Origin of the sequence: Spiribacter halobius, assembly GCF_020883455.1 — a bacterium.
GTDB classification, from domain to species: domain Bacteria; phylum Pseudomonadota; class Gammaproteobacteria; order Nitrococcales; family Nitrococcaceae; genus Sediminicurvatus; species Sediminicurvatus halobius.
On record NZ_CP086615.1, the window covers coordinates 2,192,377 to 2,218,743 of the forward strand.

The 26,367-nt window shown below is 71.0% G+C and carries 24 protein-coding genes; 8 read left to right on the forward strand and 16 right to left on the reverse strand.

The genetic code is table 11. The annotated features are described in order from the left end of the window. Window positions 1–46: 46 nt before the first annotated feature. A complete protein-coding gene (locus LMH63_RS09965; RefSeq protein WP_109677522.1) occupies window positions 47–523 on the forward strand; it encodes an AAC(3)-I family aminoglycoside N-acetyltransferase in 477 nt (158 codons plus the stop codon). A gap of 79 nt (window positions 524–602) precedes the next feature. After that, window positions 603–758: a hypothetical protein gene (locus tag LMH63_RS09970; protein ID WP_199225621.1), complete on the forward strand. Its 156-nt coding sequence runs from the start codon at window positions 603–605 to the stop codon at window positions 756–758. 77 nt (window positions 759–835) lie between these two features. On the opposite strand, the gene LMH63_RS09975 is transcribed toward LMH63_RS09970, so the two are convergent. Continuing rightward, a complete protein-coding gene (locus LMH63_RS09975) occupies window positions 836–1,549 on the reverse strand; it encodes a glutathione S-transferase family protein (protein ID WP_229332554.1) in 714 nt (237 codons plus the stop codon). 54 nt (window positions 1,550–1,603) lie between these two features. Between LMH63_RS09975 and LMH63_RS09980 the strand changes: the two genes are divergently transcribed. Next, the gene (locus LMH63_RS09980) at window positions 1,604–2,728 is read left to right on the forward strand and encodes an enolase C-terminal domain-like protein (protein WP_109677526.1); all 1,125 of its coding nucleotides are present in this window, start codon (window positions 1,604–1,606) and stop codon (window positions 2,726–2,728) included. 7 nt (window positions 2,729–2,735) lie between these two features. Here LMH63_RS09980 and LMH63_RS09985 read toward each other — a convergent pair whose 3' ends face one another. The 4 genes from LMH63_RS09985 to LMH63_RS10000 form a co-directional block, all read right to left on the reverse strand. After that, on the reverse strand, window positions 2,736–3,158 hold the full coding sequence (locus tag LMH63_RS09985; RefSeq protein WP_109677528.1) for a GFA family protein: 423 nt from the start codon (window positions 3,156–3,158) through the stop codon (window positions 2,736–2,738). Between the two features lie 3 nt (window positions 3,159–3,161). Further along, window positions 3,162–3,974 carry a class I SAM-dependent methyltransferase gene (locus LMH63_RS09990; RefSeq protein ID WP_109677530.1) on the reverse strand — a complete coding sequence of 271 codons (813 nt, stop codon included), beginning with the start codon at window positions 3,972–3,974 and terminating at the stop codon, window positions 3,162–3,164. A 47-nt stretch (window positions 3,975–4,021) separates the two neighbouring features. Beyond that, window positions 4,022–4,645 carry a GNAT family N-acetyltransferase gene (locus tag LMH63_RS09995; protein ID WP_109677532.1) on the reverse strand — a complete coding sequence of 208 codons (624 nt, stop codon included), beginning with the start codon at window positions 4,643–4,645 and terminating at the stop codon, window positions 4,022–4,024. A 171-nt stretch (window positions 4,646–4,816) separates the two neighbouring features. Further along, window positions 4,817–5,770 (reverse strand): GlxA family transcriptional regulator, encoded by a 954-nt coding sequence (locus LMH63_RS10000; protein WP_109677534.1) that lies wholly within the window; start codon window positions 5,768–5,770, stop codon window positions 4,817–4,819. 281 nt (window positions 5,771–6,051) lie between these two features. On the opposite strand from LMH63_RS10000, the gene LMH63_RS10005 reads away from it, so the two are divergent. Together LMH63_RS10005 and LMH63_RS10010 are read left to right on the forward strand one after the other, a co-directional pair. Further along, window positions 6,052–7,014 carry an ATP-binding cassette domain-containing protein gene (locus tag LMH63_RS10005; RefSeq protein ID WP_199225622.1) on the forward strand — a complete coding sequence of 321 codons (963 nt, stop codon included), beginning with the start codon at window positions 6,052–6,054 and terminating at the stop codon, window positions 7,012–7,014. Next, window positions 7,011–7,820: an ABC transporter permease gene (locus tag LMH63_RS10010; protein ID WP_109677538.1), complete on the forward strand. Its 810-nt coding sequence runs from the start codon at window positions 7,011–7,013 to the stop codon at window positions 7,818–7,820. Before LMH63_RS10005 ends, LMH63_RS10010 begins: the two co-directional genes overlap by 4 nt. On the opposite strand, the gene LMH63_RS10015 is transcribed toward LMH63_RS10010, so the two are convergent. The 3 genes from LMH63_RS10015 to dgcN are packed head-to-tail and all read right to left on the reverse strand — an operon-like array spanning window position 7,805 to window position 10,673. Beyond that, complete coding sequence (locus LMH63_RS10015) at window positions 7,805–8,680, reverse strand: D-amino-acid transaminase (protein ID WP_109677689.1); 876 nt, start codon at window positions 8,678–8,680, stop codon at window positions 7,805–7,807. The two genes, LMH63_RS10010 and LMH63_RS10015, sit on opposite strands and share 16 nt — an antisense overlap. Window positions 8,681–8,685: 5 nt before the next feature. Beyond that, window positions 8,686–9,675, reverse strand: a complete 990-nt coding sequence (dgcA, locus tag LMH63_RS10020; RefSeq protein ID WP_109677540.1) for an N-acetyl-D-Glu racemase DgcA — start codon at window positions 9,673–9,675, stop codon at window positions 8,686–8,688. Continuing rightward, window positions 9,672–10,673 (reverse strand): N-acetyltransferase DgcN, encoded by a 1,002-nt coding sequence (gene dgcN / locus LMH63_RS10025; protein ID WP_109677542.1) that lies wholly within the window; start codon window positions 10,671–10,673, stop codon window positions 9,672–9,674. Before dgcN ends, dgcA begins: the two co-directional genes overlap by 4 nt. Before the next feature lie 198 nt (window positions 10,674–10,871). Between dgcN and LMH63_RS10030 the strand changes: the two genes are divergently transcribed. After that, the gene (locus tag LMH63_RS10030) at window positions 10,872–11,636 is read left to right on the forward strand and encodes a DUF429 domain-containing protein (protein WP_109677543.1); all 765 of its coding nucleotides are present in this window, start codon (window positions 10,872–10,874) and stop codon (window positions 11,634–11,636) included. Between the two features lie 102 nt (window positions 11,637–11,738). Here the strand turns inward: LMH63_RS10030 and LMH63_RS10035 are convergent, their stop codons facing one another. Continuing rightward, a complete protein-coding gene (locus LMH63_RS10035; RefSeq protein WP_229332555.1) occupies window positions 11,739–12,719 on the reverse strand; it encodes an NAD(P)H-binding protein in 981 nt (326 codons plus the stop codon). Between the two features lie 160 nt (window positions 12,720–12,879). Here LMH63_RS10035 and bchE point away from each other — a divergent pair, with 160 nt between their 5' ends. Together bchE and bchJ are read left to right on the forward strand one after the other, a co-directional pair. Continuing rightward, window positions 12,880–14,577 (forward strand): magnesium-protoporphyrin IX monomethyl ester anaerobic oxidative cyclase, encoded by a 1,698-nt coding sequence (gene bchE / locus LMH63_RS10040; RefSeq protein WP_109677547.1) that lies wholly within the window; start codon window positions 12,880–12,882, stop codon window positions 14,575–14,577. A gap of 16 nt (window positions 14,578–14,593) precedes the next feature. Then, a complete protein-coding gene (gene bchJ, locus LMH63_RS10045; RefSeq protein ID WP_199225623.1) occupies window positions 14,594–15,235 on the forward strand; it encodes a bacteriochlorophyll 4-vinyl reductase in 642 nt (213 codons plus the stop codon). A gap of 384 nt (window positions 15,236–15,619) precedes the next feature. Here the strand turns inward: bchJ and LMH63_RS10050 are convergent, their stop codons facing one another. The 7 genes from LMH63_RS10050 to map form a co-directional block, all read right to left on the reverse strand. Further along, window positions 15,620–18,700, reverse strand: a complete 3,081-nt coding sequence (locus LMH63_RS10050) for an error-prone DNA polymerase (RefSeq protein WP_109677549.1) — start codon at window positions 18,698–18,700, stop codon at window positions 15,620–15,622. Window positions 18,701–18,789: 89 nt separating this feature from the next. Next, window positions 18,790–19,923 carry a succinyl-diaminopimelate desuccinylase gene (gene dapE, locus LMH63_RS10055; RefSeq protein WP_109677551.1) on the reverse strand — a complete coding sequence of 378 codons (1,134 nt, stop codon included), beginning with the start codon at window positions 19,921–19,923 and terminating at the stop codon, window positions 18,790–18,792. Continuing rightward, on the reverse strand, window positions 19,920–20,441 hold the full coding sequence (locus LMH63_RS10060) for an ArsC/Spx/MgsR family protein (RefSeq protein ID WP_109677553.1): 522 nt from the start codon (window positions 20,439–20,441) through the stop codon (window positions 19,920–19,922). The genes dapE and LMH63_RS10060 overlap by 4 nt, the downstream gene beginning before the upstream one ends. Next, a complete protein-coding gene (gene dapD, locus LMH63_RS10065) occupies window positions 20,438–21,256 on the reverse strand; it encodes a 2,3,4,5-tetrahydropyridine-2,6-dicarboxylate N-succinyltransferase (RefSeq protein ID WP_109677555.1) in 819 nt (272 codons plus the stop codon). Before dapD ends, LMH63_RS10060 begins: the two co-directional genes overlap by 4 nt. 36 nt (window positions 21,257–21,292) lie before the next feature. Continuing rightward, complete coding sequence (dapC, locus tag LMH63_RS10070; RefSeq protein WP_109677557.1) at window positions 21,293–22,507, reverse strand: succinyldiaminopimelate transaminase; 1,215 nt, start codon at window positions 22,505–22,507, stop codon at window positions 21,293–21,295. Between the two features lie 213 nt (window positions 22,508–22,720). Further along, a complete protein-coding gene (gene glnD / locus LMH63_RS10075; RefSeq protein ID WP_109677560.1) occupies window positions 22,721–25,432 on the reverse strand; it encodes a [protein-PII] uridylyltransferase in 2,712 nt (903 codons plus the stop codon). 1 nt (window position 25,433) lies between these two features. Next, window positions 25,434–26,195, reverse strand: a complete 762-nt coding sequence (map, locus tag LMH63_RS10080) for a type I methionyl aminopeptidase (RefSeq protein ID WP_109677562.1) — start codon at window positions 26,193–26,195, stop codon at window positions 25,434–25,436. Between the last annotated feature and the right edge of the window lie 172 nt (window positions 26,196–26,367).

The window sequence follows — 26,367 nt, forward strand, 5'->3', positions numbered from 1 at the left end:
CGCCGCAGAGCTTGGTCGTTGTGTAGCGTAGGAGCGTCAGTCATCGATGCGAGATTGTTACACAGTCCAAAAGCTTTCCGAAGACGATCTGGAGTTGATGGACGCGCTCTTGCACACGTTCGGTGAGGTATTCAATGAACCGAAAAACTACGCAGAAGCGCGTCCTGGTGCCGAGTACATGCGTCGATTGCTCGGCAGTGACTACTTCATCGCCATGGTGGCCGTAAAGCATGGCAAGGTTGTGGGTGGTCTCGCCGCATACGAGCTTAGGAAGTTCGAACAGGAGCGGAGTGAGATCTACATCTACGATTTGGCTGTTTCGAGCCAGCACCGACGGCAGGGAGTCGCGACCGCGTTGATCCGAGAACTCAGGAAAATAGGCGAGGCACGGGGAGCCTATGTGATCTTTGTGCAAGCTGATACCGGAGCGGAAGACGAGGCGGCCATAGCCCTCTACTCCAAACTGGGAACTAAGGAAAGTGTCCTGCATTTTGATATTCCGGTGATCGAGGACGATACATAACCATCGGTTCCAGGCGACGCGCGTACCTCGCGCGCCTGAACCGAAACGTTAGCCGTCAGGTCCCGGATGATTCCATTCCGTGGAGCGACAGCCGCAGTTGCCGCCGGTGCAGGCCGGTGAGCTGGTCACGACGGGGACGATCACGACGGCGCACGCCGTGCACCCGGGCGAGGTCTGGCGAACGCAGGTGGACGGCATCGGCCTGCCTGGTCTGACGGTCGAGCTCACTCGTTGAGCCCGGTCATCTCGGAGGTGTCATGCAGACAGGGATTGCCAGCCCGCGCGCTGTCCGTGGCGCCCTCGCTGCCGCGCTCAGGAGGCGGCCAGCGGAATCGGCTCTGGTGAGACACCCTGTTCCTGCGCCGCCTGGCGTTGCCGCTCCAGCGCGCGTTGGAAGGGGTCGCGTGCCTGCAGGCCCTGCCAGTAGTCCTGTATGCCAGCGGAGAAATGCTCGCCAAGACCAAGGTCGGAGGCCAGCAGCAGAGCGTAGCCCACGGCGATGTCGGCGATGGTGAAGCGCCCTGCGCAGAGACAGGCCCGGTCCGCCACCGCGGCGTCAACGGCCCGCAGCCGTGCCAGGAACCAGCGGGTGTAGTCCTCGACGACCTGCGGGTGGCGGCGCGCCTCGGGCTCCAGGCGGCTGTAGCGCAGCACGAGGGTCTGCGGAAAGGTGAGGGTGGCCTCGCCGAAGTGCAGCCAGTTGAGGTAGGCCCCGAAGTCGGGCTCCGCGCTCCCCACCTCCAGATCGGAGGGGCCGTAGCGGCTCACCAGGTACTGGCAGATGGCGACCGACTCGGTCATGCGCACCGGGCCGTCGAGAAACAGCGGAATGGTGCCGATGGGGTTGAGCGCCTTGTAGTCCTTGCGATGGACGCGGGGCGGGAACGGCAGCACCTGCAGCTCGCAGGGCAGGCCGAGCTCCTCCAGCGTCCACAGTACGCGAAAGGAGCGGGCGTTCACGCAGTGGTAGAGGGTGATCATGGGTGGCACGTCATCCGCCGGCTGCAGCGCACGGAAAGATAGCATTCCCCCCTGGCGGCTAGACTACGGGTTAGTGATGGCCGGGAGGCAGACGCGCTGATGACCGCCGAGCTGACCATCCGCGATCTGCAGGTGCGCGGAGCGAGCGTGCCGATGCCCCGCCCGCTGGTGACGGGGGGCGGCACCATCCGCACCGCACCGCTGGCACTCGTGGACCTGCTTACCGAGGAGGGGGTGACCGGCCACACCTACCTCTTCTGCTACACGCCGCCGGCCCTGGGGCCCGTGGTGGCGCTGCTGCACAGCCTCGCGCCGGTGCTGCAGGGGCAGCCCCTTGCGCCGCACGAGCTGGAGCGCTCCCTGCGCGCCCGCTTCCGCCTGCTGGGGAGTACCGGCATTGTCGGCATGGCTATCGCCGGCATCGACATGGCCGCCTGGGACGCCCTGGCCCGGTCGCGGTCCCTGCCGCTGGTGCGCCTTCTCGGCGGCCAGCCCGGGCGGATTCCCGCATACAACAGCTGCGGTCTCGGGATGATCGGACCGGAGCGCGCGGGTGAGGAGGCGCGGGAGCTGGTGGCGGCGGGCTTCCCGGCGGTGAAGATCCGCCTCGGCTATCCGGAGCTCGCGACCGATCTCGCCGTGGTCCGCGCCGTTCGCGAGGCCGTGGGCGAAGGGGTGCGTCTGATGTGCGACTACAATCAGTCCCTCTCCGTGCCGGAGGCCGAGTGCCGGGTGGCGGCGCTGGCCGGGGAGGGCCTGACCTGGATCGAGGAGCCGACCCTCGCGGATGACCTTCGCGGCTATGCACGCATTCGTGCCGCCGCTGCCACCCCGATACAGGCCGGAGAGAACTGGTGGGGCGCGCGGGAGATGCAGGCAGCCCTGGACGCGGGCTACTGCGACCTGGGCATGCCGGACGTCATGAAGATCGGCGGCATTACCGGCTGGCTGCGGGCCGCCGCGGTGGCGGACACGGCAGGGCTGCCCCTCTCGAGCCATATCTTCCCCGAGGTCAGTGCCCACCTCCTGGCCGCCTCGCCCACGCGCCACTGGCTCGAATACGTGGACTGGGCGAACCCCATCCTGCGCGAGCCGCTTGCCATCGAGGACGGCCATGCCCTCGTCCCCGATCGGCCCGGTTCCGGGATCGAGTGGGACGAGGCCGCCCTGGCGCCGTACCTTTGCGGCGCCCCGGACTGCGTCGACGGTTCGGTCAAGGGCTGATGACCGCTCACTCCGAGGAATAGAGCGCAAACACCTCCGCCGCGGTCAGATTCGTGGTGTCCTCCGCCAGCGAATAAAAGGCGGGCTTATCGTCGATGAAGATCTGCCTGGTGAGCTGCCAGCGGTCCTGGTCGTCGAGCAGGCCGACGGGCAGGGCGTAGTGGGTACCGGCCTGGAGCCGATAGAAGAGGTGCGTGCCGCAGTGGCGGCAGAAGCCGCGTTCGGCCCAGTCCGAGGAGGGGTAGACGGCAATGTGCTCGGCGCCTTCGAACGCCACGGCGTCGGCGCATTCCACGGCGAACATCGGCCCGCCGCTCCAGGTGCGGCACAGGCTGCAGTGGCAGACGTCCACCTCGTGGCTCTTCGGGGTGGCCACGAGGCGCACGGCGCCGCAGAGGCAGCGGCCGTGCAGCGGTTCGGTGGGATCCATGCCTCAGTCCTCCACAGCGGTGTGATGGGGTATGGCGGGGCGCCGCGAGCCGCGCTCGCTGCCCTTCTTCTCCAGGACCCAGATCATGAACGGGCTGCGCGCCGGATCGAAGGGGCTGCGGTCGTAGTGACCGTGGACGTCCCGCACGCGGAAGCCGGCATCCCGGGCCATGGCGGCAAAGCGCTCGCGCTCGATCAGCTCGAAGCGCATCGGTAGCAGGCGCTTCCAGCGCAGGCTGCCGTCGGCGCCGAAGCACTCGAAGAATTGCAGGCGGTTGACGACGGGCTGGCCGCCGGTCTCAAAGCCGGAGACAACGAGACTGCCTTCCCGGTGGGGAAAACGGCCGACCAGGCGCAGGGTGCCGTCGACCTGGCGGCGGCGCAGCGCCGGGTTGTGCAGGGTGCAGATGAAGCGCCCGCCGGGCAGAAGGCAGCGGTGCACGGCCGCGAGTGCCTGGCGCTGGCGTGCCTCGCCGGTGATTTCCATGAACGACTGGAACGGCAGCAGCGCAAGCCGGAAGCGCGCGGGCAGCTCGAGCTGACAGATATCCGCGCAGCGCAGCTCGGCGCGCAGCCCACGCTGCCGCAGCTTGCGGTCGAGCACCTCGAGCATCCGCGGCGAGACGTCGACGCAGGTCAGCGCCACACCGGCCTCGATCAGCGGCAGCGACAGCCGACCGGTGCCGGCGGTGAGCTCCAGCACGGGTCCGGCCGCCGCCTGCGCCTCCTGCAGGAAGAACGGGACGTCATCGACGGCCGTGACGTAGAGATCGTAGATCTCGGCGACGGGATCGTAGTCGATGCTGGTTGCGCTCATTGCACTGATCCTCCCGCAGCGGGGGGTACACGCCCCTGTTGCCGCGATCAGCCGGCCTCCGGCATCGGTTCCGGCGCGCGCTGCTCCGCCCGCCCTTCCATGGGCTCGAGGGAAGCCGGGAGGTGAAGCGCCTTCGCCATCCGCACGACGGGAAACGCGATGCCTTCGCGCAGCGGCAGCGCGGTGCGCTCGATGCGCCGGAAACCGCGCCGGGCGTAGAAGCGCTCGGCGGTGAGCGTCGAGCGCAGCACGAGGCTGCCGGCGTGCCCTTCCGCCGCCGCGGCCTGCTCCAGGTGCTCGTAGATCCGCCCGCCGACGCCGCGGCCCGCGGCCGCCGGATGCACGTAGAGTGCGCGAATCTCCACCTCGGGTAGCACGCCCTCCCTGGTACAGCGCATCTGCCCGGTCGGCTGCCAGCCACCGCTGCCGACCAGCGCACCGTCCAGGGTCGCGACCAGGAGTCGGCCAGCTTCGAGGCAATCGGGTGCCGTCGTGTCGAAGTCGCTCAGGAACGCCGCCAGCTGGACGCCGGAGTAGTCCCTGGCGCAGAGCGTCAGCACGCTGAGGATATGCATGGCGCGGAGCGCCGCGACGTCTTCACCGCAGGCGGGCCGCAGACAGAGGTGGGGACCGTCGGCCGGACTCTGCTGACGGTTTTCCACGGTAAACATTCTTGACCTCCGGGTTGTAGTGGACCGCGCCGGCGTCTGCCGGGCGGGCTGCCAATCCGGGGGGAACGATAGGCAAGAGCCGCGGGAAGGTTGAGGTCGAATCACCACGGAAAAGCGTCATGATCGGGGCCCTGTCGGCGCCGGGCGACAGGCCCGCGAGGCGGCCAGGCCTCAGGCAGCGATCGGGCCCGTGCGGCGGCCGTCACGCAGCTCCGTGGGTTTGCGGCCAAGAACGCGCAGGAACGCCTCGCGCATCCGGTCCTCGCAGGCGAAGCCGACCTCTCTCGCGATGGCGCCCAGGCTCAGGCGGGTGTTCTCCACCATCGGGCGCGCCTCCTCGACCCGCACGCGCTCGATGAAGCGTGCCGGGGTGATGCCCGTCTCGTTCTTGAAGGCGCGGGTGAACTGGCGCGGTGAGAGCAGGGCGACCTCCGCAAGCCGCTCCACCGGCAGCGGCTCACGCAGGTGCTCGCGGATGAATCCCACCACGCGGCGCATGCGGTTGCTGCTGGTTGAAGTGTTCAGCAGCGTGGAGATCTGCGGGCTCATGCCATCGCGCCGCGTGTAGATGAGCATGTCCCGCGCCACGCGGGAGGCCAGCGACGGGCCGAAGTCCGCCTCCACGAGGGCGAGGGTGACGTGCAGCGCGGAGACGTCGCCGGCGCAGGACCAGACCGGCCCCTGGTCCAGATACAGCCGACCGGGCACGATCTCCACCTCCGGAAACTGGCTGCGGAAGGCCTCGAGCTGCTTCCAGTGCACCGTCGCCCGGGCGCCGGCAAGCAATCCGGCGCGGGCGGCGACGAAGTTCCCCGAGCAGAGCGCAACCGTTCGCCGCGCCCGCGCCGCCAGGGTGACGGCCAGCTCGCAGAGCGCCTGGGGCTGGGTGGTGACGAAGTCCGGGCAGCCGGCGATGAAGAGGGTGGTGAGGCGCCCCGGGTCCGGTCGGTGCACGCGCAGCTCGACTCCGAGATCCGTGGGCACCATGCCGTCCTGCACCCCGACCAGCTCCCACTGGTAGCTCCCCGGGCGGGCGAGCTCGGCGTGGCTCAGCACCTCCAGGGCACTGGAGATCTCCCAGAGATGGGCGCCTTCGTGGACCAGAAATCGAACTGCTCGCGGCATGGCTCACACCGAATTCGTTTCGGACAACGGATCGGTCTGCCGGCCGCCCCTCACCGGCGAGGCACAAGAGGTTAAGTCGTCCAGTCGGAAGGTTCCGTTACTCCCGACGTACGGCAGCCGGTTCGCCCATCAGCAGCAGCCGCCGCCTATTGATGCCGCGGCGGGGAGCGGAGAAGCTACGCCATCGGCGCAGGGACCGTTGAAGGCACGCAGGGCCAGGAGATCGGGCGGCGGCGCAGAGATTGGGCAGGCGGATGACAACCACACCAGCGATAGAGACGATGGCGCTCCAGAAGCGCTTCCGGGAGACTGAGGCGCTGCGGGGTATCGATCTGCGGGTCGAGCGCGGCACGGTGTTCGGCCTGCTCGGCCCGAACGGCGCCGGCAAGACCACCACCATCCGCGTGCTGGCGACGCTGCTGCGGCCCACCGGCGGTACGGCGCGGGTGCTCGGGCACGACGTGGTGCAGGAGGCCGCCCGGGTGCGGGCGCAGGTCAGCCTGACGGGGCAGTTCGCCTCCCTGGACGAGGACCTGACGGCCCGGGAGAACCTGGTGCTCGTGGCGCGGCTGCTCGGCTTCGGCTGGCGCGCCGCCCGCGCGCGGGCCCGGGAGCTGCTGGTGGCCTTCGGTCTGGCGGACGTGGGCGGCCGGCAGGTACGCAGCTTTTCCGGCGGCATGCGCCGGCGCCTGGATATCGCTGCGAGCCTGGCGAAGCGACCGGAGCTGCTGTTCCTGGATGAGCCCACCACCGGTCTCGATCCGCGCAGCCGCAGCCAGGTCTGGGAGCTGGTGCGCGGCATCGCGGCAGAGGGCACCACGGTGCTGCTCACGACCCAGTATCTCGAGGAGGCGGACCGCCTCGCGCAGCGCATGGCCGTGATCGACGACGGCCGCGTGATCGCCCAGGGGTCGGGCCGCGAGCTCAAGGCCTCCGTGGGTAGCCGCGCGCTGCACGTGCAGGTGGCGGATCCGGCGCGGCTCGCCGAGGCCTCGGCACTGCTCCGTGAGGTGATGCAGGACGAAGTGCACGACGGCCCCGAACCCGGCATGTTATCCGTCCGGGTCGCCCGGGAGGCGCGGGTGGCGGAGGCCCTCGCGGCGCTCGCCGCGAGGGGCCTCGCGGTGCGGGAGTTCGCCCTGGTGCAGCCGAGCCTGGATGACGTCTTCTTCGCCCTTACCGGCCATGGCGCCGAGCAGGGGGCCACTGGCGAGGCCGCAGCGCCCGCGGAGGTGGTGGCATGAGCCGCCCCGGACTGCCGTCTGCCGGAATTGCGGAACGGGCTGCCGCCCCGCCGGGCGCGCTGTCGGCCGTGCTGACCCTCGGCTGGCGGGCGGCACTGAAGATCAAGCACGTGCCGTTCCAGCTCTTCGACGTCATGGTCCTTCCCATCATGATGACGGTGCTGTTCACCTTCCTCTTCGGTGGCGCGCTGGCGGGCTCGACCGGGGCCTACCTGCAGTTCCTGCTGCCGGGCATCGTGGTGCAGACGGTGCTGTTCCTGACCGTCTACACCGGAGTCGGCCTCAACACGGACGTCCAGCACGGCCTGTTCGACCGCTTCCGCTCGCTGCCCATCTGGCAGCCCGCGCCGGTGGTAGGCGCGCTGCTGGGGGACCTCGCCCGCTATTCCCTGGCGGCGATGGTGGTGGTCGTGGTGGGGCTTCTGCTCGGCTTCCGGCCGGAGGCCGGCGTCGGGGGCGTGCTGCTGGCGGTCCTGCTGCTGATGGTGTTTGCCTCGGCGATGTCCTGGCTATGGATTATCGTGGGCTTTCTGGTCCCCACGGCGGAGTCGGTCATGACCACCAGCTTCCTGGTGATCTTCCCGCTGACCTTTATCAGCAACATCTTCGTGGACCCGGCGACCATGCCGGACTGGCTGCAGGCCGTGGTGGCGGCGAACCCCGTGACCCATCTCACCAACGCCTCGCGGGGATTGATGCATGGCGGCGTGGCGCTCGTGGATGTGGCCTGGGTGCTGGGCGCCTCGGCGGTGCTGACCGCCCTCTTCGCGCCGGTGGCGATGCGGCTGTATTACCGCGAACGGTGATCCGCGGCGAGCAGACGCCGGCGGCTCTCCTCGATGTAGAGCTCCCGTATCCGCCGCACCACCGGGCCGGGCGTGCCGCCGCCGATGTCGTGGCCGTCGATGTTGATCACGGGGGTCACCAGGCTGGTGGCGCTGGTGATGAAGGCCTCGGCGGCCTGCTTGGCCTCGGCAACGGTGAACGCGCGCTCGCGGATCGGGACGCCGGCTTCCCTGGCGTAGGCGAGCACGGCGCTGCGGGTGATGCCATGGAGGATGGCCTCGGAGAGCTGGCGGGTCACGACCGTCCCGTCCGGCTCCACGATGTACGCGTTGTTGGAGGTGCCTTCCGTGACCGTGCCCTCGTGCACCATCCAGGCGTCGTCGGCACCGTGGCGAACGGCCTCGGTCTTTGCCATGGAGGGGTAGAGCAGCTGGGTGGTCTTGATGTCGCAGCGTCGCCAGCGCTGATCGGGGACGGTGATTACCCGGATGCCGCGCTTCGCAGTGGGGCTCTCCAGAAGCGCCTTCTCCTGGGTGAACAGCACCAGCGATGGGGTCGGCTCATCGGGCATGAGGAAGTCCCGCTCGGCGGCGCCGCGGGAGACCTGCAGGTAGATCAGGCCCTCCCGCAGGCCGTTGCGCCGGAGGAGCTCGCGGTGGATCTCCAGCAGGGTCTCGTCGCTGCAGGGCGCGGGAATGTCGAGCTCGCCGAGGCTGCGGGCGAGACGGCGCATGTGCGCGTCGAAGTCCACCAGGCCGCCGTCGAGCACCGCGGTCACCTCATACACGGCGTCGGCGAAGAGGATCCCGCGGTCGAAGATCGACAGGGTTGCCTCGGTTTCGGGGAGATACTGCCCGTTGACGTAGACCGTTCGGCTCATCGGCTCTAGCCCCATAACGTGGATTCCGGTGGATGGACGCCCCGGGCGTCGTAGCGCAGCCCGGGTTCGCGGTCCGCCGCCAGCAGCAGCGGGCCGTCCAGATCGGTGTAGGCAGCCCCCTGGGCGAGCAGCACCGCCGGCGCCATCGCCAGCGAGGTCGCGAGCATGCAGCCGACCATGATGCCGAGGCCATCGGCGCGCGCGGCCTCGCGCAGCGCGAGTGCCTCGGTCAAGCCGCCCGCCTTGTCGAGCTTGATATTGACCAGATCGTAGCGCCCGCGTATCCGGGCCAGCGAGGTGCGATCGTGGCAGCTCTCGTCCGCGCAGAGGGGCACCGGCCGCGGCAGCTCGGCAAGGGCAGCGTCGTCCGCCGCCGGCAGCGGCTGCTCGATCATGGCCACGCCGGCGCGGGCAAGCTCGGGGGCGAGGCGCTCGTAGGCGGCGGCGTCCCAGCCCTCGTTGGCATCGACGATGAGCCGCGCCTCCGGGGCGCCGTCGCGCACCGCGTGGATGCGCTCGATGTCCTCGTCGCCGCCGCCGAGCTTGATCTTGAGCAGGGGGCGCGCCGCGTTGGCAGCGGCGCTGGCGGCCATGGCCGCCGGCGTATCCAGGGAGAGGGTATAGGCGGTGATCACCGGCTCCGGCGCCGCGAGCCCTGCCAGCTCCCAGACGCGCCGGCCGGACTGCTTCGCCGCCAGGTCCCAGAGCGCGCAGTCGAGGGCGTTGCGCGCCGCGCCGGCGGCCAGCGTCCCCGCCAGGGCGTCGCGGTCGAGGCCCTCGGCTACCGCCTCCCGCAGCCCCTCCAGGGTCGCGACCACGCCGGCCACGGTCTCGCCGTAGTGGGCGTAGGGCACGCACTCGCCCTGACCGGTGTGGCCATGCTCGTGGATCGCCACGCGCACCACTTCCTGCACCGTGCGCGACCCGCGGGAGATGGTGAACGCCGCGCGCAGCGGAAAGCGCTCGGCGTGGACCTCGAGGCGGCGCCGGCTCACAGCGACTCCAGGGCGTCCACCAGGGGTCCGGCACCGTAGCGGATGGGGTCCGTGGCGGGCAGCCCGGTCTCCTCCCTGGCGCGCTCGATCCAGGCCCGGGCGGCCCGCTCGTCCAGGGCGCTGGTGTTGAGCGCCACACCCACCGTACGCGCGGCCGGGTTGACGATGTGAGCGCAGCGCTCGGCCAGGCTCAGCACGTCGGTCAGCCCGGGCAGGGTGTAGTGGGGCAGACCGCGCATGTGCGGGCGTTCCGGTTCGTGGCACAGCACCAGCGCGTCCGGCTGGCCGCCATGGATCAGCGCGAGGGTCACGCCGGAGTAGGAGGGATGGAAGAGGCTGCCCTGGCCCTCGATGATGTCCCAGTGGTCCGCGTCATTGTCGGGCGTCAGCCATTCCACGGCGCCGGCCATGAAGTCCGCCACCACGGCATCCAGGGGTACGCCGCCGCCGGTGATGAGGATGCCGGTCTGGCCGGTGGCACGGAAGGTGGCGTTCAGGCCACGCTCGTGCATCTCGCGCTCGATGGCCATGCTCGCGTACATCTTGCCGACGGAGCAGTCCGTGCCCACTGTCAGGCAGCGCCTGCCGCTGCGTCTGCTGCCGTCGGCGATGGGGTAGTCGTGCTGCGGCACGCGGACGTCGAAGAGCTGCCGGCCCGCCTTCTGCGCGGCCTCCACCAGCTCCGGCTCGTCGTGGAGATGATTGTGCAGCCCGGCCGCCAGGTCCATGCCGGCAGCGAGCGCCTCCTTCAGCACGGCGATCCACTGCCGCGAGATGACGCCCCCGCGGTTGGCGACGCCCACCACCAGGGTCTTGGCCCCGGCGTCGGCGGCCTCGGCGACGGTCATATCCGGCAGGCCCATGTCCGGCTTGCAGCCGGGCAGGCGCAGCTGGCCGACGGCGGCGTCCGGGCGCCAGTCGCGGATGCCCTTGGCCACCTTGGCGGCGAGCAGGTCAGGTGCGTCGCCCAGAAACAGCAGGTACGGTTGTCGCAGCATGCCCCATCCCTCCAGAGAATATCCCCGTAAGGTACCGCGTCCGGGGGTCCTGCGCCGAGCCTCCGGTCCCGTGGATGCGGGCCCCGTGCCGACCGGCCGGGACTCGCGGCTGGAGGACCGTGCGGGGAGCCTGAGAGGCGGGCGGCGCACGCGTCGGCCGCAGGCAGCCGCCATGATGGCAGCGGAGGCAGCCGGCCGATGAGCCGGGAGGCGGGGAACGAAGCGGGCGTGGCGTGGGTGGGCGCCGATGGCTGTCCCGGCGGATGGGTCGCGGTCGGCGTGACGACGGCGGGCGACCTGCGGTCCCGGGTCTGCCCGGACGTGGTGGCGTTGCGGGCATGGGCGGGCGCCGGGGCGCTGATCCTCATCGATATTCCCATCGGTCTGCGCGAGGACGGCAGCGCCGGGCGGGACTGCGACCGCGAGGCCCGCCGCCTGCTCCGGGCGCCGCGGGCGGCAAGCGTGTTCACTCCGCCGGTCAGGGCCTGCCTCGAGGAGGGCAACTGGGCCGCCGCCAACGCGCGCAGCCGTCGGCTCACCGGCCGCGGACTGAGCCGGCAGGCCTGGAATATCGCCCGCAAGATCCGTGAGGTGGACGGCTGGCTGCGCGCCGATCCCGAACGGCAGCGTCTGCTGCGGGAGGCGCATCCGGAAGTTCTGTTCCAGGCGCTGAATGACGGCGCGCCCATGCGCCACCCGAAGCGGCGCAGCGCCGGGCGCAGGGAGCGTCTCGCCGTGCTGGCGCGCCACGCCCCCGACGCGCCGGCGTTCTTCGAGGGGGAGCGGGCGGTGCTGCGGCGCGCCGGCGCCATGGCCGACGATCTGCTCGATGCCATGGTCTGCGCGCTCGCCCCCTGGGCGAGCCGAGGCGCGCTGGCTACGCTGCCGGCGGAGCCGGAGCAAGACGCTGCGGGCCTGCGCATGGAGATCGTGTACCCGCTGGCGGCCGCCGTGTCGGGGTGACGTCCCGCGCAGGCGTCGCCCGCATATCGCACCGATCCACGCCCACAGCCGTGACGCGGTGGGTGCAGCGGCCGGGCCACCCTCGTCCCTGGCCAGGGCGCGTCAGAAGATCCCCTGTTCCCCGAGCTCCTGGCCAGCCATGCCCTCGCGCAGGACGCGGCGGTAGAAGTCGCTCAGGGTGTCGCGGCCGGTGGCCGGCGTGGCCGCGGCGTCGTAACGGCCGGTGGCCGGGTCGAGCCAGAGCATGTCCTCGGTTGCGTAGTAGCGGGCGATGCGGGCGAACTCGGCCTTGTCGCTTAGGCGCGGGGCGGCGCAGGCAAGGGCATCCAGGGTCGGGATGAGGGTGTCCAGCAGGCGGATGGGTATCCGTCGGAAGCGCGGTCTGCGCCCGGTGAGCTCGAAGAGCAGCTCGCCGCGTTCGCGGGCCGTCAGCGCCGGGTCCGGGCCGCCGATGGGCAGGATGCGGCGCTGGCGCGAGGGATTCTCCAGGCAGTCCGCCATGAACGCGGCGAGATCGCGCTCGCTGATGGGCCGGCAGGCGGTGCCGCCGTCGCCGAAGAGCAGATACGGCTTGCCGGCCCGGACGCGCGGTACCTGCCCGGCCAGCGACTTGTAGAAGGCGGTGGGCCGGACGATCGTCCAGTTCAGCTCCGAGGCCTGCAGCGCCTGCTCGAAGGCGAGCTTGGCATGCTGGAAGGCGAGCCGGGGCTTCTGCACGCAGATCGCCGAGAGCAGCAGGAACTGGCGGACTCCGGCGGCCCGTGCCGCCGCCAGCAGTTTGCGGTTGGCCGCGTAGTCCACCCGCCAGGCGTCGGTGATGCCGCCGCTGCGCGAGGCGATGCAGGAGACCACCGCGTCCACGGGCTCACCGGCGAAGCCTTCGCGGGCGAGAGAGGCCGAGTCGCAGACCTCGGCAGTCCGGACCTCCGAGCCCGCGAGCTCCGGCGGCAGGGGTTGCCGCGTCGCCCGCGCCAGGCTCACCACGCGATGGCCGCGACCGATGAGCTCGCGCGCCACATGGCGGCCGATATAGCCGGTGGCGCCGGCAACGATGATGCGCAGGCCGTGGTGGCTCGCCGTCACCGTGGCACTCCGGCGAATACCGGAGCCTGCGCCGGGCCTACGCGCTGCGCCTTCGGTGGCTGTCGCCCTGGCATCCGTCGGCACCTCCCATTGATCTGCGTCAAGTAAAAATGACGCCGGTGGTGTCAGCTTAACATGACACTTCCGGCGGAGAACGCCCATGCGGATCGTGCTCATCCATCCGAACTATCACTCGGGCGGCGCGGAGATCGCGGGCAACTGGCCACCGGCATGGGTCGCCTACCTGGGCGGCGCGCTGAAGGCCGACGGCTACGACGATATCCGCTTCATCGACGCGATGACCGAGGACCTCTCCGACGAGGCGCTTCGGGAACGGCTCGCGGCGGAGCAGCCGGACATCGTCGGCGCCACCGCGATCACGCCCTCGATCTATCGCGCGGAGCGCGTCCTGGAGATCGCCCGTGAGCTGCACCCGCAGGCGGTCACCGTGCTGGGCGGCGTGCATGCGACATTCATGTACGAGCAGGTGCTCACCGAAGCGCCCTGGATCGACGTCATCGTGCGCGGCGAGGGCGAGGAGGTGATGCTCTCGCTGGTGCGCACCGTGGATGCCGGCTTCTGGCCGGAGGCCCGGTCCACCATCCGCGGCATCGCCTACACGGAAGACGAGGGCGACGAGTCGCGGGTGGTGGCGACCCCGCCGGCGCCCACGGTCAAGGACCTGGACGCGTTGACCCCTGACTGGTCGCTGCTCTCCTGGGAGCGCTATACCTACGTGCCTCTCGGCACCCGGGTCGCCATTCCGAACATGGCCCGGGGCTGCCCCTTCACCTGCTCCTTCTGCTCCCAGTGGAAGTTCTGGCGCGACTACCGCGTGCGTGACCCGGTGCGGGTGGTGGACGAGATCGAGCGGCTCGTGGAGGAGCACGGCGTGGGCTTCTTCATCCTCGCCGACGAGGAGCCCACCATCCACCGGAAGAAGTTCACGCAGTTCTGCGAGGAGCTGATCGCCCGCGGCCTGCCGGAGCGGGTCAAGTGGGGCATCAATACCCGGGTCACCGATATCCAGCGCGACAGGGAGCTGCTGCCGCTCTGGCGCCGGGCGGGGCTGGTGCATGTCTCCCTCGGCACCGAGGCGGCGGCGCAGATGCGCCTGGATCTCTTCAACAAGGAGACGCGCATCGAAGAGAACCGGGAGGCGATCCGCCTGCTGCGCGAGGCGGACATCTTCACCGAGGCCCAGTTCATCGTCGGTCTGGAGAACGAGACCGAGGAGACGCTGGAGGAGACCTACCGCTTCGCGCGGGACTGGGATCCGGACCTCGCCAACTGGGCGATGTACACGCCCTGGCCGTTCAACACGCTCTCCCAGGAGCGCTCGGACCAGGTGGAGGTGTTCGACTTCGAGAAATACAACTTCGTCACCCCGATCATGAAGCCGGCGGCCATGGACCGGGCAACGCTGCTCGACCGGGTGATGCACAACTACCGCCGCTTCTACATGCGCAAGGCCCTGTTCCACTACCCATGGCGGGGCACGGGGTTCCGCCGCCGCTACCTGCTCGGCTGCCTCAAGGCCTTTCTCAAGGCCGGCGTCCAGCGCACGTTCTACGACCTCGGCAAGGTGGGCTACTGGGGGCCGCAGTCGAAGAAGAAGGTCAACTTCCACTTCGACGCCGAGCGGGCCAAGGCCTCGGCGAAGCTCGCGGACTGGGAGGCCCTCGCCGATCGCAAGCGCAAGGCCCGCGAGCGCCGCGCGGCGGTCAGGGCCCAGGTGCTGGCGCAGAAGGCGGAGGCGCGGGCCGCCGCGGGCGCGGAGCTCAGCGAGGGGCCGGGCGGCGTTCGTGTGCAGCCGGCGGGCGAGCTCGCCGGAGGCGCCCCGGCGGAAACCCACTGAGCGGCGGCCGGGCGTCGTGTCCGCGAGCGCGCTGCCGGACCTCGCACAGGCCACCGCCGGGCCGGGGCGCGTCGGGCCGAACGCGGTGCTGCAGCTCGTCCCGGCACTGGCGGCGGCCGGGCTCGCGGCGCGCACGCCGGCGCTCTTCGCCGCCGCCGGCGCGGGGGACTGGCTGGCGGAGCCGCCTGCGGTCATGCTCGATGAGCGCCAGGTCGCGGCCCTGCATCGAACCCTGCGCACGCAGCTGCCGCCGGCGCTGGCACGGGCGGTGCTCGCCGACGCGGGCCGTCGCACCGGGGACTACGTCCTGGCCCACCGCATCCCCGCCCCGGCCCGGTGCCTGATCCGGGCGCTGCCGCGGCCGCTGGCGGCCCGCGCCCTGATCGCCGCGATCCGGGCCCACGCCTGGACCTTCGTCGGCTCCGGGCGGCTCACCGCCCGGCCGGGCCGGCCCGCCATCCTGGCGGTGACGGCCAACCCGCTGGCGGCCGCACCGGGCGAGCCCGCCAGCGGCTGCGTGTGGCATGCCGCCGCCTTCCGGCAGCTCTTCCGCGGCCTGGTCCACCCGCAGGCCACGGTCCGGGAAACCGCCTGTGCCGCCCACGGCGCCGAAGTCTGCCGCTTCGAGATCCACGCGGCGAGCTCCGAATCCGCGTAGGTCGTGCACCGCCGCCAGGCGGTGTGCGACGTCTTCGGGCTGTCGATGAAACACAACGACACAACGGACACAACGGTTAACCAAAGAAGGTCGCATTGACAGCGGGCCGCGGCCACGCGGCTAGCCTGTATCGCCGCGGCGGCGGACACCCACGGCTGCCGTGCGATCCGGGGCGGGAGCGCCCGGGACCCTCTGCGACAGGGATGTCGCAGTGGAGCCTCCAGGGACGGATTCACGGCGTGTCCCGGGCGCTCCCGCCCCGGATCGCACTCGGCACGGCCGATACTTTCCGATGACGTCGCGGGGCGTGGGTGAGGCAGGTACTCGGTTCGGTGCCCAGCCAACGCCCGAGACGTCGCACACCGCCTGGCGGCGGTGCACGACCTACTGGAAGTCCCGGCTGCGGGTGACCAGGCGGCCGAGCAGGGCGCTGTGGTCCTCGACCCGGCCGGCGATGAGGTGGGTGACCTCGCCGCGGCGCTCCCAGACGCCGGTTACGCCCATCAGCCGCGCGCCGACCACGATGGGGCGCCGGCGCTCCGAGAGATCCTTCCAGACCACCACGTTCACCACGCCGGTCTCGTCCTCCAGGGTGATGAAGGTCACGCCGCCGGCGGAGCCGGGGCGCTGGCGGGTGATGACGAGCCCCGCGGTACGGGCGATGCGGCGGTGCCCCACCGCCTGCAGCTCGGCGGCGCTGCGGTAGCCGCGCCGGCGCAGGGTGTCGCGGAGCAGGGCGACGGGGTGCCGCCCGAGGGAGAGGCCGAGGCTCTGGTAGTCGTGCACCAGGTCCTCGCCCTCACTCGGTGCCGGCAGCCGGGCAGCCGGCTCCTGGCTGGGGGCCTGCGCCAGCAGCGGGCCGGCGTCGTCCACGCCGAGCACCTGCCACCAGGCCTGGCGGCGGTGGCCGGCGAGGCTCGCCAGCGCGCCGGCGTCGGCCAGCGCCCGCAGGTCCCGGCGATCGAGCCCGGCGCGACGGGCGAGGTCCTGGACACTGGCGAACGGACCGCTCTGGTCGCGGGTGTCCACCACGCGCTGCGCCGCCTCGGCACCGAGGCCCTTCACGAGCCGCAGGCCGAGGCGCAGCGTCAGCGTCTCGCCGGGCTCCAGCGTGCAGTCCCAGTCGCTGGCGGTGACGTCCACCGGGCGCACCTCGACGCCGTGGGCGCGGGCGTCCCGGATGATCTGGGCCGGGGCGTAGAAGCCCATGGGCTGGCTGTTGATCAGTGCGCAGGCGAACACCTCGGGGTGATGACACTTGAGCCACGCCGAGACGTAGACCAGCAGCGCGAAGCTCGCCGCGTGGGACTCCGGGAAGCCGTACTCGCCAAAGCCGCAGATCTGCTGGAAGACGCGCTCGGCGAAGGCGTCCTCGTAGCCGCGCTCGCGCATGCCCGCGAGCAGCCGCTCACGGAAGGGGCCGAGCCCGCCCTTGCGCCGCCAGGCGGCCATGGCCCGGCGCAGCTGGTCCGCCTCGCCGGGGCTGAAGCCCGCCGCCACCACGGCGAGCTGCATTACCTGCTCCTGGAAGATGGGCACGCCCAGGGTGCGCTCGAGCACGCCGCGCACCTCGTCGCTCGGGTAGTCCACCGGCTCCAGGCCCTCGCGCCGGCGCAGGTAGGGGTGGACCATGTCGCCCTGGATGGGCCCCGGGCGGACGATGGAGATCTCGATCACCAGGTCGTAGAAGCAGCGCGGGCGCAGCCGCGGCAGCATGGCCATCTGCGCCCGGGATTCCACCTGGAACACCCCCACCGAGTCCGCCCGGCCGAGCATGTCGTAGACCGCCGGGTCCTCCCGCGGGACCGAGGTGAGATCCAGGGCGAGCCCGCGGTGCTCGGCCAGCAGGTCGAAGGCACGGTGGATGGCGGTGAGCATGCCCAGCGCCAGGCAGTCCACCTTGAGCAGGCCGAGGGACTCGAGGTCGTCCTTGTCCCACTGGATGATGCTGCGCCCGGCCATGGCGGCGTTCTCGGTGGGGACGAGCTCGGCCAGCGGCCCGCGACTGATGACGAAGCCGCCCACGTGCTGGGAGAGGTGCCGGGGGAAGCCGATGAGCTGGTGCACCAGGGTGAGCACCCGTTCGAGCACCGGGGTGTCCGGGTCGAAGCCCGCCTCGCGCAGGCGCTCGGGAGCGATGCGCCCGCCGTCCCACCAGTGCAGGGCGCGGGCGAGGCGGTCCACCTGGTCCTCGGCGAGGCCCAGCGCCTTGCCCACGTCGCGCAGGGCGCTGCGCGGGCGATAGCTGATGACCGTGGCGGCGAGCGCGGCGCGGTGGCGGCCGTACTTGCGGTAGACGTACTGGATGACCTCCTCGCGGCGCTCGTGCTCGAAGTCGATGTCGATGTCCGGCGGCTCGTCCCGCTCCCTGGAGAGGAAGCGCTCGAACAGCAGGCTGGACTTCGACGGGTCCACGGCGGTGACGCCGAGGCAGTAGCAGACCGTGGAGTTGGCCGCCGAGCCGCGGCCCTGGCAGAGGATCCCCTGGCTGCGGGCGAAGCGCACCAGGTCGTGCACGGTGAGGAAGTAGGGCTCGTAGCCGAGCTCGGCGATAAGCCCGAGCTCGTGCTCGATGGCCGCGTGCACCCGCTTCGGCACGCCCTCCGGCCAGTGCGCCCGGGCGCCGGCCTCGGTGAGCGCGCGCAGCCAGGAGGCCGGGGTGTGGTCGTCCGGGACCAGCTCCTCCGGGTATTCGTAGCGCAGCTCGTCCAGGGAAAAGTGACAGCGCGCGGCGATGCGCACGCTCTCGGTGACCAGCGCGTCGGGGTAGAGGCGGGCCAGGACCTCCCGCGGGCGCAGGTGGCGCTCGCCGTTGGGCTCCAGCGCCCGCCCGAGCTGGTGCACGGGGCGGCGCAGGCGGATGGCGGTGAGGGTGTCCTGCAGGGCGCGGCGGCCGCGGGCGTGCATAAGCACCGCGCCGGTGGCGACCCGGGGCAGGCCGGTGGCCGCGGCCAGAGCCTCGGAGCGGGCGAGGCGGACGGCGTCGCCGCCGTCGTGGTGCAGGCTCACGGCGAGCCAGGCGCGGCCGGGGAAGCGCTCGGCGAGCCAGCGGGCGTCCTCTTCCGGGGTGTCCGCGGCGCAGGCAAGAAGCGCGAGGCAGCCCGGCACGCCCTCCTCGAGATCGGCCCGGGTGAGGCGGTACTGCCCCTTGGGGGCCTGGCTGCGGCCGAGGGCGATCAGCGCCGAGAGCCGGCCGTAGGCGGCGCGGTCGGGGGCGAGGAGGACCAGCACGGGGCCATCCACCAGGCGCAGCTCGCTGCCGATGATCAGCGGCAGGCCGTGGTCCTTCGCCGCCACGTGGGCTCGCACCGCGCCGGCCACCGAGCACTCGTCGGTGACCGCCAGCGCCCGGTAGCCAAGCCGCACGGCGCGCCGTACCAGCTCCTCCGGGTGCGAGGCGCCGCGCAGGAAGGTGAAGTTGGTCAGGCAGTGGAGCTCGGCGTAGTCAGGCGTGCCGGCGCGCATGGGTGATCTTCCGGATACTGTTGATTTGTACAGTATTCGGAAGGTGGGGCGAGTGCAACGGGTTAACACCGCCCGGTGCGAGGCCGGGGTCAGGGGGCGAGCAGCCGCCGGATCACTGCCTCGTAAACGTGCGAGAGGGCGTCCAGGTCGGCAGCGGCGACGTGCTCGTCCACCTGGTGGATGGTGGCGTTGCGGGGGCCAAGCTCCACCACCTCCGCGCCGAGGGGGGCGATGAAGCGGCCGTCCGAGGTGCCGCCGGCGGTGCTCGGACGGGGCGGCTCACCGGTCTCGGCGGTCACCGCGTCGATCAGGGCCGCCCGCAGCGGTCCCGGTTCGCTGGCGAAGGGCTCCGCCGAGCGCTGCCAGGCGAGCTCGGCGTCGAGGCCGTGGGCCGCCACCATGGCCGCGATGCGCGCCTCCAGCCCGGCCGCCGTGGAGGCGGGGGAAAAGCGCAGGTTGAAGGCGACCCGCGCCTCGCCGGGGATGACGTTGCCGGCGCCGGTGCCGGCCTCGAGGTTGCTGATCTGGAAGGTGGTGGGCGGGAACTCGTCGGTGCCCCGGTCCCATTCCATGGCCACCAGCTCCGCGAGCAGGGGGGCGAGGCGATGCACCGGATTGTCTGCCAGGTGCGGATAGGCCACGTGGCCCTGGCGCCCGCGGACCGTCAGCCAGCCGTTGAGGGAGCCCCGGCGGCCGACCTTGATGACGTCGCCGAAGCGGGCCTCGCTGCTCGGCTCGCCCACGAGGCACCAGTCGATGCCCTCGCCGCGGGCAGCCAGGGTCTCGGCCACGCGGCGGGTGCCGTCCCGGGCCGGCCCTTCCTCGTCGCTGGTGAGCAGCAGAGCGACGCTGCCCGACACCCCCTCCGCAGCGCCGAACACGCGCTCGCAGGCGGTGACGAAGGCGGCGACGCTGCCCTTCATGTCCGCTGCACCGCGGCCATAGAGGAGGCCGTCCTCCAGGGCGGGCTCGAACGGGGGATGGCGCCAGCGCGCCTCCGGCCCCGGCGGCACCACGTCGGTATGGCCGAGGAAGACCAGCAGGGGCGCCGCCTCGCCGCGTCGCAGCCAGAGGTTGGTGACCTCGCCGAAGCGCAGGGTCTCGGCGGCGAAGTCCAGGGGGGCAAGCCGCTCGGCGATGAGGGCCTGGCAGCCGGCGTCCTCCGGCGTCACCGAGGGTCGGCGGATCAGCGCCCGGGCGAGGTCCAGGGTGGGGCTGGTCACAGCACCCGCTCCCAGGCGTCCGGGTCGAAGCCCACCTGCACGGTGTCCTGCGTCTCCAGTACCGGGCGCTTCACCAGCCTCGGCTCCTCCAGCATCAAGGCGCGGGCCTCGTCTAGCCCGCATTTCTCGCCGATCCGCGGCTGCGGCCGCGGATCTGGCGGGCAATCCTGCGTTGCGCTCGGTTCGGGTGCTCGACGTACTGTCGAGTACGCCTGCGCGCCCGAACTTTCGCGCGCCTTGTCTTGCCCGCCATCTCCACGCCCTCGCTTCGCGGATCGGCGAGAAATGCGGGCTAGGCCCTCGCGCCGCCCGAGGGGCAGCGCCCGCCAGCTCGTGCTGCGGCGGTTGAGCAGCGCCTCCCAGGGCAGGGCGTCCAGCCAGCGGTCCAGCGTGGCGGGCTCGAGGCCGGTGCGGGCGAGGTCGACGAACTCCACCTCGCTGCCCCGTGCGGCGAGCCACTGCCGGGCACGGCGGCAGCGGTCGCAGCTTGCGAGGCCGTAGACGCGCACGGCGCTCACGGGCGCAGCAGCTCGTTGATGCCGACCTTGGCGCGGGTCTTGGCGTCCACCTGCTTGATGATCACCGCGCAGTAGAGGCTGTGGCTGCCGTCCTCGGCGGGCAGGCTGCCCGGTACCACGACGGCGCCCGGGGGCACCCGGCCGTGGCTGACCTCGCCGGTCTCGCGGTTGTAGATCTTGGTGCTCTGGCCGATGTACACGCCCATGGAGATCACCGCCCCCTCGCCGACGATCACGCCCTCGACGATCTCCGAGCGCGCGCCGATGAAGCAGTGGTCCTCGATGATGGTGGGGTTGGCCTGCAGCGGCTCCAGCACGCCGCCGATGCCGACGCCGCCGGACAGGTGCACGCCCTTGCCGATCTGGGCGCAGGAGCCGACGGTGGCCCAGGTGTCCACCATGGTGCCCTCGTCAACGTAGGCGCCGATGTTCACGTAGGAGGGCATGAGCACGACGCCAGGGGCGATGTAGGCACCGCGGCGGGCCGCCGCCGGCGGCACCACGCGCACGCCGTCGGCGGCGAAGTCGCGGCTCGCGTAGTCGGCGTACTTGAGCGGAACCTTGTCGTAGTAGTCCGTCTCGCCGCCGCGGATCACCTGGTTGTCCGTGAGGCGGAAGGAGAGCAGCACCGCCTTCTTCAGCCACTGGTGGACCTGCCATTCGCCGTCGATCTTCTCGGCGACGCGGGCCTCGCCGCGGTCGAGCAGGGCAAGGGCCTCGGCCACTGCCTCGCGAACCTCCGGCGGGGCACTGGCCGGGCGCAGGTCCGCGCGTTGCTCGAAGGCGCTCTCGATGGTCTGCTGGAGCTGGCTCACGGTACTTCCTCCTGGATGGCTGTTCGCTGATGCGGCTCAGGCCCGGTCGGCGCCGGCCTGCAGGAAGCGGCGCAGCCGCGCCGCGGCCTCCACGCAGGTGTCGCGTTCGGCGACCAGCGCGATGCGCACATGGCCCGCCCCCGGGTCGCTGCCGTCCGGCTCGCGCCGCGAGAGGTAGCGTCCGGGCAGCACCGTCAGATGCTCCCGAGCATACAGCTCGCGCGCGAAGTCGGTGTCCGCCCCCGGAGTGCGCGCCCAGAGATAGAAGCCCCCCGCCGGCGGGTCATAGTCGAGCACGCCGTCCAGCGCCGCCCCCACAGCCGAGAACTTCTCCCGGTAAAGACGGCGATTCTCGCGCACATGGGCCTCGTCGCTCCAGGCCGTCCGGCTGGCTGCCTGCACGTGCAGCGGCAGGGCGCAGCCGTGGTAGGTGCGGTAGAGGGCGAAGCGCTCGATGAGTGCCGCGTCGCCCGCGACGAACCCGGAGCGCAGCCCCGGTGCGCTGGAGCGTTTGGAGAGGCTGTGGAAGACCAGGCAGCGCTCGAAGCCGGTGCGGCCGAGCTCGGCGCAGACCTGCAGGAGGCCGGCGGGCGGGTTCGCCTCGTCGGCATAGAGCTCGCTGTAGCACTCGTCGGCGGCGATGACGAAGCCGTACCGGTCCGCCAGGGCGAGGGCGCGTCGCCAGTAATCCCGGGACAGCACCGTACCGCTCGGGTTGCCGGGGCTGCAGAGGTAGAGCAGGCCGCAGCGTGCCCAGGTGGCCTCGGGGACGGCGTCGAGATCCGGCGCGTAGCCGTTGGCCCGGGTTGTGGGCAGAGTCAGGGGCTCGCCGCCGGCGAGCAGCGCCGCCCCCTCGTAGATCTGGTAGAAGGGATTCGGCATCGCCACCACCGGCTGCCGAGACGGATCCAGCACCGCCTGGGCCACGGCGAACAGGGCCTCCCGCGTCCCCGCCACCGGCAGCACATGCCGTTCCGCGGTCACGCTCCCCGCCGGCAGTGCAAAGCGCGCCGCCAGCCAGCCCGCGATCACCTCCCGCAGCGACGCCTCGCCGCGGCTTGCCGGATAGCGCCCGATCCCCTCCGCCACCGCCTCGCGCAGGGCGTCTACGATGAACCCGGGTGTTGGATGCTTCGGCTCCCCGATGGACAGCACGATGGGCGCCAGCCCCGCCGGCGGCGTGGTGTCCGCGAGCAGGGCGCGCAGGCGCTCGAAGGGGTACGGGTTTAGGCGGGCTAGGTTTGGGTTCACGGCGTTATTACGGGTGGTGGCTTTGTTCTGGCGCTCTGGGATTCGAGTTCAAAGTTGCGGGTAGTTCAAAGTTCAAGGTTCAAAGTTCAAAGACCGCTACCGCCGGCGATGGAACGGTAGCTCCGCCGTGCAGGGGCGAAGCGATGCGGCGGGAGTCTTTGAACTTTGGACTTCGAACTTTGAACTCGGTGTGTGAGCCCGCCAAAGGCGGGCTCACACACCGTCCGCCCTCTTCATGATGTCCGGCTCGTCGTCCAGGAGCTCCATCAGGGTTCGGCGGACGCACTGGCGGAGGTCGCCGCTCAGGGGCTGGTTGTCGCGGTCGGTGATGAAGAAGACGTCCTCGGCGCGCTCGCCGATGGTGGCGATCTTGGCGTTCTGCAGGCGCACCCCGCAGCGGGCGAAGACGTAGCCGACCTGGGCGAGCAGGCCGGGCTGGTCGCCGGTTATGAGCTCCATGGCGCTGCGGCCGTTGTTCTCGTCGTCGCCGAACTCGATCTGAGTCTCGGTGTTGAAATGGCGCAGGCGCCGGGGCAGGGCGCGGCGGGAGGGTTCCGGCAGGCGCTCGGGGCCGCTCAGGGCGTCGGCGATGTGCTGCTCGATCTCCTGCCGACGCCAGTCGCGCTCGATGGGGCGGCCGTCCTCCTCCAGCACCAGGTAGCTGTCCAGGGTGTAGCCATTCTCGGTGGTGATGATGCGGGCGTCCTGGATGTCCAGGCCGAGCTGGTCCAGGGCCGAGACCGAGAGGGCGAAGATGTTGTCGCGGTCGCGGGCGTAGACGAACACCTCCGTGCCACCACGCTGGCTCACCGGCTCGATCAGCACCAGCGGCCGCGCCGGCGCGGCGCCCGCGGCGTGGATGGCCTCGGTGTGCCAGGCGATCTCCTCGGCGGCGTAGCGCAGGAAGTAGTCGCGCGCGAAATGGCGCCAGATGGCCCGTACGGTCATGTGATGCAGGCCGTGCTGCTTGAGCAGCTGCCGTGCCCGGGCCTGGGTCTCGCGGACCAGCTCGTCCTCGTCGATGGGGTTGCCGAGGCCGCGGCGGATGGCGCGCTTGGTCAGCCGGTAGAGCTCCAGCAGCAGCGCCTCGCGCCAGCTGTTCCAGAGCTTGGGGTTGGTGCCGCGGATATCGGCGACGGTGAGCAGGTAGAGGTAGTCCAGATGCTGGCTGTCGCCCATCTGGCGGGCGAACTCGTTGACCACCTGCGGATCGGAGATGTCCTTGCGCTGGGCGGTCATGGACATCAGCAGGTGATGCCGTACCAGCCAGGCCACCAGGCGGCAGTCGTAGCGCGACAACCCGTGCTGCAGGCAGAACTGATAGGCGTCCTCGGCGCCGAGCTCGGAGTGGTCGCCGCCCCGACCCTTGGCGATGTCGTGGAACAACCCCGCGAGATACAGCAGCTCCGGCTTGGGGATGCGGCGGATGATCTCGCTGCAGTGGGGGAACTCGTGGGTGTGCTCCGGCACCGTGAGCCGGCGCAGGTTGCGCACCACCATGAGCGTGTGCGAATCCACGGTGTAGGCGTGGAAAAGGTCGTACTGCATGCGCCCGGTGATGTCACCGAATGCCGGAATGTAGCGCCCGAGCACGCCGTAGGTGTGCATGCGCCGCAGCTCGTGGGTGATGCCCCGGGGCTGGCGCAGGATCTCCATGAACAGGCTCTTCGCCCGCAGGTCGCGTCGGAAGCGCTCGTCGATGCGATGGCGATTCTCGCGGATGAGCCGCACCGTGGCCGCGCGCACGCCCTTGATCTCAGGGTGCTGCTGGATCAGCAGGAACACTTCCAGCAGCGCGAAGGGATAACGGCGGAAGACGTTCGGATGGGTGACCTCGATGAACCCGCGCTTGACCTGAAAGCGCTTGTTGAGCAGCCGCGGGGCCTCGTCCACGTCGGCGTAGAGGATCGCCTCCTGGTAGAGCTGCAGCAGCATCTCGTTGAGGCGGTTGAGCTGCATCACGGTGCGGTAGTACCGCTGCATGAACTGCTCGACCGCCAGCGTGTGGTCGGCGTCCTTGTAGCCGAACTGCTCCGCGAGCTGGGTCTGGTGGTCGAACAGCAGCCGGTCCTCCCGGCGGCCGGCGAGCACATGCAGGGCGAAGCGGATGTCCCACAGGAAGTGCTGCCCGCGCATCAGCAGGCGGTGCTCGGCGTCGGTTAGGAAACCGTGGCGGATCAGCTCCTGGAGGCTGTCGGCGTTGAAGTGCCGCTTGGCGACCCAGCCCACCATGTGGATGTCGCGCAGGCCGCCGGGGCTCTCCTTGATGTTCGGCTCGAGATTGTAGGCGGTGTCGTGGTACTTCTCGTGCCGCGCCTGCTGCTCGCGCCACTTGGCCTCGAAGAAGGCGCGGCTCGGCCAGAGCCGTGCCGGCCCCGTCGCGGCCTGCATGGTCTCGAACAGCTCGGCATCGCCGTCGATGCGCCGCGCCTCCATCAGGTTGGTGGCGACGGTGATGTCCCGCTCCGCCTGGCGCACGCAGTCGTCCACGGTGCGCACGCTGTGCCCCACCTCGAGGCCCACGTCCCAGAGCACGGTGACGAAGTCGGTGAGGGCGGCGTCGAAGCGGGACCCGGCGTCCGGGGGCAGCAGCACCATGAGGTCGGTGTCCGACCCCGGATGCAGCTCGCCGCGGCCGTAGCCGCCCACGGCGGCGATGGTGGCCTCGGCCGCCAGCGGGCCGAGGCAGCGCTGCCACAGGCGCCGGACCACGGCATCCACCACCTGCGCGCGCAGCGGCACCAGCACCGCCGCCGGCGTCCCCTCGAGAAACCGTGCCGCGAGGGTCTCGTCCGCCTCCTGCAGGGCGGCGCGCAGCAGCGGGCCGGCGCGCTCGCCGGCGGCGAGGGCCCCGTCGAGGGCCTCCAGGTCGATCAGCTGGCGATCGTCGTAGAGGCTCTCCGGGGGGCGGGTGGCAACGCTCATCTCAGCCCCGGCCGTCGCTCAGGGTGAGCACGTCGACGCCGTGCTCGGTCACGGCGACGGTGTGCTCCCACTGGGCGGAGAGGCTGTGGTCCTTGGTCACCACTGTCCACTTGTCGCCGAGGACCCGGGTCTCCGGGCGGCCGGCGTTGATCATGGGCTCGATGGTGAAGGTCATGCCCGGCTTCAGCCGCTCGCCCTCTCCAGGGCGGCCGTAGTGCAGCACCTGCGGATCCTCGTGAAAGACGCGGCCGATACCGTGGCCGCAGTATTCGCGCACCACCGAGCAGCCATGGCTCTCGGCCAGCGTCTGCACGGCGTGGCCGATGTCGCCCAGGGTGGCGCCGGGGCGCACGGCCTCGATGCCGGCCCAGAGCGCCCGATACGCCACGTCCGTGACGCGGCGACCCTGGATGCTCGGCTCGCCGGCGAAGAACATGCGGCTGGTGTCGCCGTGCCAGCCGTCGTGAATCACGGTGATGTCGATGTTGACGATGTCGCCGCGCTTCAGGCGCTTGTTGCCGGGGATGCCATGGCAGACCACATGGTTCACCGAGATGCAGGTGGCCTTGGGGAAACCGCGATAGTTGAGCGGCGCCGGCGTGCAGCCCATGGCCTCTATGGCCTCGTGGCAGCGGCGGTCGAGCTCGGCGGTCGTGACGCCGGGCTCGACGTGCGGTCCGATCATGTCGAGGACCTGCGCGGCCAGGTGACCGGCCACGCGCATCTGCTCGATCTCCTCGGGGGTCTTGATGGTGATGGTCATTGAGGAACCTTGTGGGGGGCGTGCGCAGATCGGCTGCGCGCCCTGCCGGCGGGGCCGCCGGCAAATTGTGGCCGAAGGGCGCTTATGGTATAAATCGCCCGCCTTCGAGGCAACGACCGGGCCACCCCCGGCAAGTCCTGAAGCCACTTGAAGAAACCACACATGCACCGAC

Bases quoted from the DNA above. Each gene is read 5' to 3' on its own strand.
- LMH63_RS09965 (WP_109677522.1), top strand. From the start codon at position 47: ATGCGAGATTGTTACACAGTCCAAAAGCTTTCCGAAGACGATCTGGAG.
- LMH63_RS09975 (WP_229332554.1), bottom strand. From the start codon at position 1,549: ATGCTATCTTTCCGTGCGCTGCAGCCGGCGGATGACGTGCCACCCATG.
- LMH63_RS09980 (WP_109677526.1), top strand. From the start codon at position 1,604: ATGACCGCCGAGCTGACCATCCGCGATCTGCAGGTGCGCGGAGCGAGC.
- LMH63_RS09985 (WP_109677528.1), bottom strand. From the start codon at position 3,158: ATGGATCCCACCGAACCGCTGCACGGCCGCTGCCTCTGCGGCGCCGTG.
- LMH63_RS09990 (WP_109677530.1), bottom strand. From the start codon at position 3,974: ATGAGCGCAACCAGCATCGACTACGATCCCGTCGCCGAGATCTACGAT.
- LMH63_RS09995 (WP_109677532.1), bottom strand. From the start codon at position 4,645: ATGTTTACCGTGGAAAACCGTCAGCAGAGTCCGGCCGACGGTCCCCAC.
- LMH63_RS10000 (WP_109677534.1), bottom strand. From the start codon at position 5,770: ATGCCGCGAGCAGTTCGATTTCTGGTCCACGAAGGCGCCCATCTCTGG.
- LMH63_RS10005 (WP_199225622.1), top strand. From the start codon at position 6,052: ATGGCGCTCCAGAAGCGCTTCCGGGAGACTGAGGCGCTGCGGGGTATC.
- LMH63_RS10010 (WP_109677538.1), top strand. From the start codon at position 7,011: ATGAGCCGCCCCGGACTGCCGTCTGCCGGAATTGCGGAACGGGCTGCC.
- LMH63_RS10015 (WP_109677689.1), bottom strand. From the start codon at position 8,680: ATGAGCCGAACGGTCTACGTCAACGGGCAGTATCTCCCCGAAACCGAG.
- dgcN (WP_109677542.1), bottom strand. From the start codon at position 10,673: ATGCTGCGACAACCGTACCTGCTGTTTCTGGGCGACGCACCTGACCTG.
- LMH63_RS10030 (WP_109677543.1), top strand. From the start codon at position 10,872: ATGAGCCGGGAGGCGGGGAACGAAGCGGGCGTGGCGTGGGTGGGCGCC.
- bchE (WP_109677547.1), top strand. From the start codon at position 12,880: ATGCGGATCGTGCTCATCCATCCGAACTATCACTCGGGCGGCGCGGAG.
- LMH63_RS10050 (WP_109677549.1), bottom strand. From the start codon at position 18,700: ATGCGCGCCGGCACGCCTGACTACGCCGAGCTCCACTGCCTGACCAAC.
- glnD (WP_109677560.1), bottom strand. From the start codon at position 25,432: ATGAGCGTTGCCACCCGCCCCCCGGAGAGCCTCTACGACGATCGCCAG.
- map (WP_109677562.1), bottom strand. From the start codon at position 26,195: ATGACCATCACCATCAAGACCCCCGAGGAGATCGAGCAGATGCGCGTG.